5 protein-coding genes are annotated in these 7,140 nt (G+C 59.1%); 2 read left to right on the forward strand and 3 right to left on the reverse strand.

Going from position 1 to position 7,140, the window contains the following annotated elements; genetic code table 11:
• A partial coding sequence (locus tag AC1DSG_RS24745; RefSeq protein WP_477793247.1) for an efflux RND transporter permease subunit occupies window positions 1–3,005 on the forward strand: 3,005 nt, incomplete at its 5' end.
• Window positions 3,002–4,423: an efflux transporter outer membrane subunit gene (locus AC1DSG_RS24750; RefSeq protein WP_477793248.1), complete on the forward strand. Its 1,422-nt coding sequence runs from the start codon at window positions 3,002–3,004 to the stop codon at window positions 4,421–4,423. The genes AC1DSG_RS24745 and AC1DSG_RS24750, both read left to right, overlap by 4 nt.
• A gap of 123 nt (window positions 4,424–4,546) precedes the next feature.
• Here the strand turns inward: AC1DSG_RS24750 and AC1DSG_RS24755 are convergent, their stop codons facing one another.
• From AC1DSG_RS24755 to AC1DSG_RS24765, 3 genes are all read right to left on the reverse strand, one after another.
• Window positions 4,547–5,512, reverse strand: a complete 966-nt coding sequence (locus tag AC1DSG_RS24755) for an HlyD family secretion protein (RefSeq protein ID WP_477793249.1) — start codon at window positions 5,510–5,512, stop codon at window positions 4,547–4,549.
• Between the two features lie 4 nt (window positions 5,513–5,516).
• Window positions 5,517–5,717, reverse strand: coding sequence for a DUF1656 domain-containing protein (locus AC1DSG_RS24760; protein ID WP_007949274.1), 201 nt, complete (start codon window positions 5,715–5,717; stop codon window positions 5,517–5,519).
• Window positions 5,707–7,140: FUSC family protein (locus tag AC1DSG_RS24765; protein ID WP_477793250.1), on the reverse strand; the 1,434-nt coding region annotated here is incomplete at its 5' end. The genes AC1DSG_RS24760 and AC1DSG_RS24765, both read right to left, overlap by 11 nt.

A 7,140-nucleotide genomic window follows, 5' to 3' on the forward strand; every position in this document is an offset into this window, starting at 1 on the left:
GTGAAACCGTGGCCGCTCCTTTGGAGCAAGCCATCACCGGCGTCGAGAACATGCTGTACATGTCCTCGCAGTCCACCGCCGACGGCAAGATCACCCTGACCATCACCTTCGCGCTGGGCACCGACCTGGACAACGCCCAGGTGCAGGTGCAGAACCGCGTGACCCGCACCGAACCCAAGCTTCCAGAAGAAGTGACGCGCATCGGGATCACCGTCGACAAGGCTTCGCCCGACCTGACCATGGTTGTGCACTTGACCTCGCCGGACAAACGCTACGACATGCTGTACCTGTCCAACTACGCCCTGCTCAACATCAAGGATGAGCTGGCACGTCTGGGCGGTGTCGGAGACGTGCAACTGTTCGGCATGGGCGATTACTCGCTGCGGGTGTGGCTCGATCCGAACAAGACCGCTTCACGCAACCTGACCGCCACCGATGTGGTGAGCGCGATTCGTGAACAGAACCGTCAGGTGGCCGCCGGGGCACTGGGCGCTCCACCTGCGCCGAATGCCACCGCTTTCCAGCTGTCGGTCAACACCCAGGGTCGTCTGGTTTCTGAAGAAGAGTTCGAGAACATCATCATTCGCTCCGGCGCTAACGGTGAAATCACTCGCCTGAAAGACATTGCCCGCGTCGAACTGGGTTCCAGCCAATACGCCTTGCGCTCCTTACTCAACAATCAACCGGCGGTGGCGATTCCGATCTTCCAGCGTCCGGGTTCGAACGCCATCGAAATCTCCAATGAAGTGCGCGGCAAGATGGCCGAGTTGAAGAAGAACTTCCCTGAAGGCATGGACTTCAGCATCGTCTATGACCCGACGATCTTCGTGCGCGGCTCCATCGAAGCGGTGGTTCACACCCTGTTCGAAGCACTGATCCTCGTGGTGTTGGTGGTGATCCTGTTCCTGCAAACCTGGCGTGCCTCGATCATTCCGTTGGTGGCGGTCCCGGTTTCGCTGATCGGTACGTTTGCCGTGATGCATCTGTTCGGTTTCTCACTGAACGCCTTGTCACTGTTTGGTCTGGTACTCGCCATCGGCATCGTGGTGGATGACGCGATCGTGGTGGTGGAGAACGTCGAACGAAACATTGGACTGGGACTGACACCAGTCGAAGCGACCAAGCGCGCCATGCGTGAAGTGACCGGCCCGATCATTGCCACGGCCCTGGTGCTGTGCGCGGTGTTTATCCCGGCGGCGTTCATTTCGGGTCTCACTGGCCAGTTCTACAAGCAGTTCGCGTTGACCATTGCAATCTCCACCGTGATCTCGGCGTTCAACTCGCTGACCCTGTCGCCGGCACTGGCTGCCGTATTGCTTAAGAGCCATGACGCGCCGAAAGACCGTTTCTCCAAAGTCCTCGACAAGATTTTCGGTGGCTGGTTGTTCCGCCCGTTCAACCGCTTCTTTGACAAAGCCAGCCATGGTTATGTCGGCACCGTGGGCCGGGTTATCCGCAGCAGCGGGATCGCCTTGCTGCTGTACGCAGGCTTGATGGTGCTGACCTTCTTCGGTTTCTCTAATACCCCGACCGGTTTCGTCCCCGGCCAGGACAAGCAATACCTGGTGGCCTTCGCTCAATTGCCGGATGCGGCGAGCCTGGACCGTACCGAAGACGTGATCAAACGCATGTCCGACCTGGCGCTGAAACAGCCAGGCGTGGAAAGCGCAGTGGCCTTCCCTGGGCTGTCGATCAACGGCTTCACCAACAGTCCTAACGCCGGCATCGTGTTCGTGACGTTGAAACCGTTCGACGAGCGCAAAGACCCGAGCATGTCCGCCGGTGCGATTGCCGGAGCCTTGAACGGTCAGTTCGCCGGTATTCAAGAAGCCTACATGGCGATATTCCCGCCGCCGCCGGTACAAGGCCTGGGCACCATTGGGGGTTTCCGTCTGCAAATCGAAGACCGGGGCAACCTGGGCTACGACGAGTTGTACAAAGAAACCATGAACATCATCAACAAAAGCCACAACGTGCCGGAACTGGCCGGCCTGTTCACCAGCTACACCGTGAACGTGCCACAGGTCGATGCCGCCATCGACCGGGAAAAAGCCAAGACCCACGGAGTGGCCGTCAGTGACATCTTCGACACCCTGCAAATCTACCTGGGTTCGCTGTATGCAAACGACTTCAACCGCTTCGGTCGTACCTACCAGGTCAACGTTCAGGCCGAACAACAGTTCCGTCTTGAACCGGACCAGATCGGTCAGCTGAAAGTACGTAACAACAAAGGCGAAATGATCCCGCTGGCGACCTTCATCAAGGTCAGCGACACCTCGGGGCCGGACCGCGTGATGCACTACAACGGCTTTATCACCGCTGAAATCAACGGTGCGGCAGCGCCGGGCTACAGCTCTGGCCAGGCCGAAAAAGCCATCGAGAAACTGCTCAAGGCTGAACTTCCGAACGGCATGACCTACGAATGGACGGACCTGACCTACCAGCAGATTCTGTCCGGCAACACTGCGCTGTTCGTGTTCCCGCTCTGCGTATTGCTGGCGTTCCTGGTACTCGCGGCCCAGTACGAAAGCTGGAGCCTGCCACTGGCGGTGATCCTGATCGTACCGATGACCTTGCTGTCGGCCATTACCGGGGTGATTGCTTCAGGAGGTGACAACAACATCTTCACCCAGATCGGTTTGATCGTACTGGTGGGACTGGCCTGTAAGAACGCGATTCTGATCGTCGAGTTCGCCAAGGATAAACAGCAGGATGAAGGCATGAGCCCGCTGGCTGCAGTGCTCGAAGCTTGCCGCCTGCGTCTGCGCCCGATCCTGATGACCTCCTTCGCGTTCATCATGGGTGTTGTGCCACTGGTGTTCTCCAGCGGTGCCGGTGCCGAGATGCGTCACGCCATGGGTGTGGCGGTGTTCTCCGGGATGCTCGGGGTGACCTTCTTCGGTCTGTTGCTGACACCAGTGTTCTACGTATTGATTCGCAACTTTGTAGAGCGCGGCGAAGCGCGCAAAGCGGCCAAGGCCCTGAAACTGGAGGCGCAGCAATGAGTTTGAAAGCGTTCCTGCCGAGCCTGCTGGTACTGGCCCTGAGTGCCTGTACCGTCGGCCCGGACTACAAGACCCCAGCGACCGAACCGGCCCACATCACCGCCGCGACCGATGGCGCTGCCGGTCAGAAGAACTTCGACCGCTCGCATTTCGAGGGCATCTGGTGGCAGCAATTCGAGGACCCGACACTTAACCAGTTGGTGACTCGATCGCTGCAAGGCAACCGTGATTTGCGCGTGGCATTTGCGCGCTGGAAAGCCGCTCGGGCGATTCGTGATGACGTCAGCAATGACGCCATGCCGACCATCACCAGCCGGGTCAGCGGTGATCTGGGCGATGGGCAGGTCCCGGGGCAGACCACCGACAAGGTTAATAGCGAACGCTACGACCTTGGCCTGGACATGGCGTGGGAGATCGACCTGTTTGGCCGTATCCAGCGCAACCTGGAATCAGCCAACGCTGAACAGCAGGCTCTCGAGGCTGACTTGTACCAACTGCAAGTCAGCATGATTGCCGAACTGGTGGATTCCTACGGTCAACTCCGTGGTGCGCAACTACGGGAGAAAATCGCGCTGGCGAACCTGCAGAACCAACAGGAATCGCGCAAGATCACTATCAGTCTGCGTGATGCCGGCGTCGGCGATCAGCTGGATGTGGAGCGTGCCGATGCACGTCTGGCGTCTGTCGAAGCCAGCGTGCCGCAATTACAGGCCGAACAAGTCCGGCAGAAAAACCGCATCGCGACCCTGTTGGGTGAGCGTCCGGAGAAATTGACCGTCGATCTGAGTCCCAAGAACTTGCCGGCAATCGCTAAAGCGCTGCCGATTGGCGATCCAGGTGAACTGCTGCAACGTCGGCCGGACATCCTCAGCGCCGAACGCAAACTGGCGTCTGCCACCGCCCGTATCGGCGTAGCCACGGCTGATTTGTTCCCTCGGGTCAGCCTCAGCGGCTTCCTGGGTTTCACCGCGGGTCGCGGCTCGCAAATCGGTTCCTCGGCGGCCAACGCTTGGGCGTTGAGCCCAGCCATCACTTGGGCGGCGTTTGACCTGGGCAGTGTCAAGGCCCGTATACGCGCTGCCGATGCGGATGCCGAAGGCGCACTGGCGACTTACGAGCAGCAAGTGCTGTTGGCGCTGGAAGAGTCGGAAAACGCGTTCAGCGACTACGGCAAACGTCAGCAACGGTTGATCTCACTGATTCGTCAGAGTGAATCGAGCCGCGCCGCCGCCAACCTGGCCGAAGTTCGCTACCGCGAAGGCACGGCGGACTTCCTCGTCCTGCTGGACGCACAACGCGAGCGACTGGCGGCCGAAGATACCCAGGCCCAGGCCGAAACCGATCTGTATAGCGGCATTGTCGCGATTTACAAAGCCTTGGGCGGTGGCTGGCAACCCGAGACCGTCGCCAGCAAGTAAGCTTTTTATAGAGCTCCTTTGGTTGGCCGCAACCAACCAGTTTTTTTAGCCCTGCGCCTCATTCGGTCGCGGGGCTTTTTTTGGTCTGATGATTCTCCAACCCCACTGCACTCCCACAGGGGGTCAGTGGTGTTCTTCAGTATTGTGGTGTTCCAGCACGGTTACGGTGGCCGTTGTCCCGGCGCGCAGGATGTTTTTGCTGGCATAGTCGGCGTCAATCTGAATCCGCACCGGCACCCGTTGCGCCAGTTTGACCCAGGTGTAGCTGGGGTTGATGCTGGCCAGCAAGCGTCCACCCGGCAGGTTTTCGCGGTCGGCGATAGCAAYGGCGATGCTTTGCACGGTGCCACCGAAGGCTTCGCCGCTCATCAATTCGATGTTCACCCGGTCGCCCTCTGCGATTCGTGGCAACTTGGTCTCTTCAAAGTACCCGCTGACATAAAACGATTGGCTGTCCACCAGTGCCAGCAGTGGGCCTCCGACAGTGGCGTAGTCGCCCTGACGGGTCAGCAGGTTGGTGACATAACCGGTGACGGGCGACTCGACCCGAGTGCGTTGCAAGTTCAGTTCGGACTGGGTCAATGCCGCGATGGCCAATTCCACATTGGCTTGGGCCAAAATCAGATTGGCCTGGTTACGCAGCAGATCGGCCTCAGCCACGGTCACCTCCGTATTGGCTTTTTCCCACTCTTCACCAGAGATTGCCGAGCGTTCCTTCAGCGTGCGCCGCCGGTGCTCCTCACTCTGTCTTTGCCTGAGCAATGACTCGCTAGCGGCAATTGTCGCCTGTGACTGCCCCAGCGATGCTTTCGCCACTTCCACTGAGCGTTTGGAGTGTTCCACTGCCAGGGTGTAACGAGCCGGGTCGATTTCCAGCAGTAACTGGCCTTTCTCAACATGCTGGTTGTCTCGTACGGCCAGCCTGACGATGCGCCCCGAGACATCGGCAGACAACGTCACCACATCAGCGCGCACCCGTGCATCCCGGGTCCAGGGCGCGCGGGTGTAATGCTCCCAGGCAAACCAGCCAAGTATGAAGGCCAGCACTACAACGCCCAGTGTTGCGAGTCGGGGAAGGATGTTCTTCAAGGCATCAGGCTCCCATTACCAGAATCAGCGTTGCGCACACGCAGGCATACAACGCTCCCTCGAATAAAGCTTCATGCCAGACGAAACGCAACACGCCGAGACGACGCAAGCCCCAGTCCAGCGCAAGAAAAATTGGCAGCGCCAATAGCAACGCCTGAGCGATTGGCGGCAAGTACACGCCACCCAGTTCAAAATCAATGGGCAAGGGCCGGCACTCCCGTGACGTTTACAGGTTGGAAGTACTCGCGGTACCGCTGTATGAACGACTCCACGATCAGCAACGCCACGCGCATCCGGAACACCGACCAAAGATGCTCGTGAACCTCAAGATGCAGATCGTCCAACTCATCGCCAAGGGTGTGCAAATCCTCCAGCAGGCGGTTGACGTCTACCCCGGGCCGTCCGGCAACCCATCTTCCGCAGTCCCGGACAGCCGCCAACAACCGGCGCTGTTGCTCTGAACTCAAGAGCGTGTTGCCCTGCCCCTGCTGCCTGAGCTGATTCAACGCAACGCCCAGGGCCATGCACCCGAGGCTGACCTGAAACAACTCGCCGGAAGACTTGTCGCTGGTCGCCGGCAACAGTCCCAACATCATGGTCAGTCGATCGACCATGCGGCTTTCAAAGGAAAATTGCTGTTCATCGGTGGCCGGCATCTTCATCAAAGCGTAGACCTGCTCAGCGTTTTCCTTGAATAGTCGGCGAATCCGCAAAGCGGGCCTGAACGGGAAGATCAAGGCGAAGACACTCAATGCCAGGACCGTTGCACTGATATACGCGCCAGCGAACTCGAACCACTGAATCGCGCTGTTCTGGCCGATACCAACGTTTTGCGGCCCCAGCAACAGAAAGGTCGACAACCCAAGACCGATGCCTGTGCCGGTGGTGGCCGGCGTGGCGAGCCCTACCGCGACCGCGTACAGCAACGGCGCCAACAGCAATGCCATCAACTCGAAATTACTGATCATCGGCACCAGCATGAATTGATAAAGCGCCGACACCACCAACGCCAGGCCCAGGCCCCTTGCATAGCTTTGCGCAGCCAGTAGCGGTCTGGGGAACGTTGCCATCAGCGAACAAAGAATTCCGACCAGAACCATCCCGCCGCGCGCACCATCCCAGCCGGTCTCGATCCAGATCAGTCCGGCGACCACAAACGCAGTAAAGGCCCGAATGGCGTTCATCGTGGCCAGGGTGAAATCCAGATGCAGCGGATTCTCCTGTCCCCGAAACACGCTGCTGGCCTGGCGTCCCTCCTGAATGGCGTCGCTCAACTCCAGAATCTGTTCCAGCTGCTGTAACAAACGCGCTTGCTCCCAGCGCAGGGCCCAGGCCAGCGAACGCAGCGTGGCCGGCATGGTTTCAGTCAGTTGTTCAGCCTTGTAAGCCTGATCATCGAAACGCTGCTGCAATGCCGAAAAATGCTGGCGGGCATCGGCCGATAGCGAGCGGCCCTTTTGAGCCAGTTCATCGAGAAATGCCAGTTCTTCAGCGCGCAAACGCTGTATTTCCAAAGGCAGATCACCTTTCCAGCGCTCGGTCAGCAGTTCACGCTGATGGCGCAGCGCCATTAGCCGTGATGTCAGCAACACCAATTGGTTTCCCAGCAACTGGACCAGGCTATTGGC

This window comes from Pseudomonas sp. P5_A12 (genome assembly GCF_056400685.1).

Coding starts and splice junctions, on each gene's coding strand:
- AC1DSG_RS24750 (WP_477793248.1), top strand. CDS start 3,002: ATGAGTTTGAAAGCGTTCCTGCCGAGCCTGCTGGTACTGGCCCTGAGT.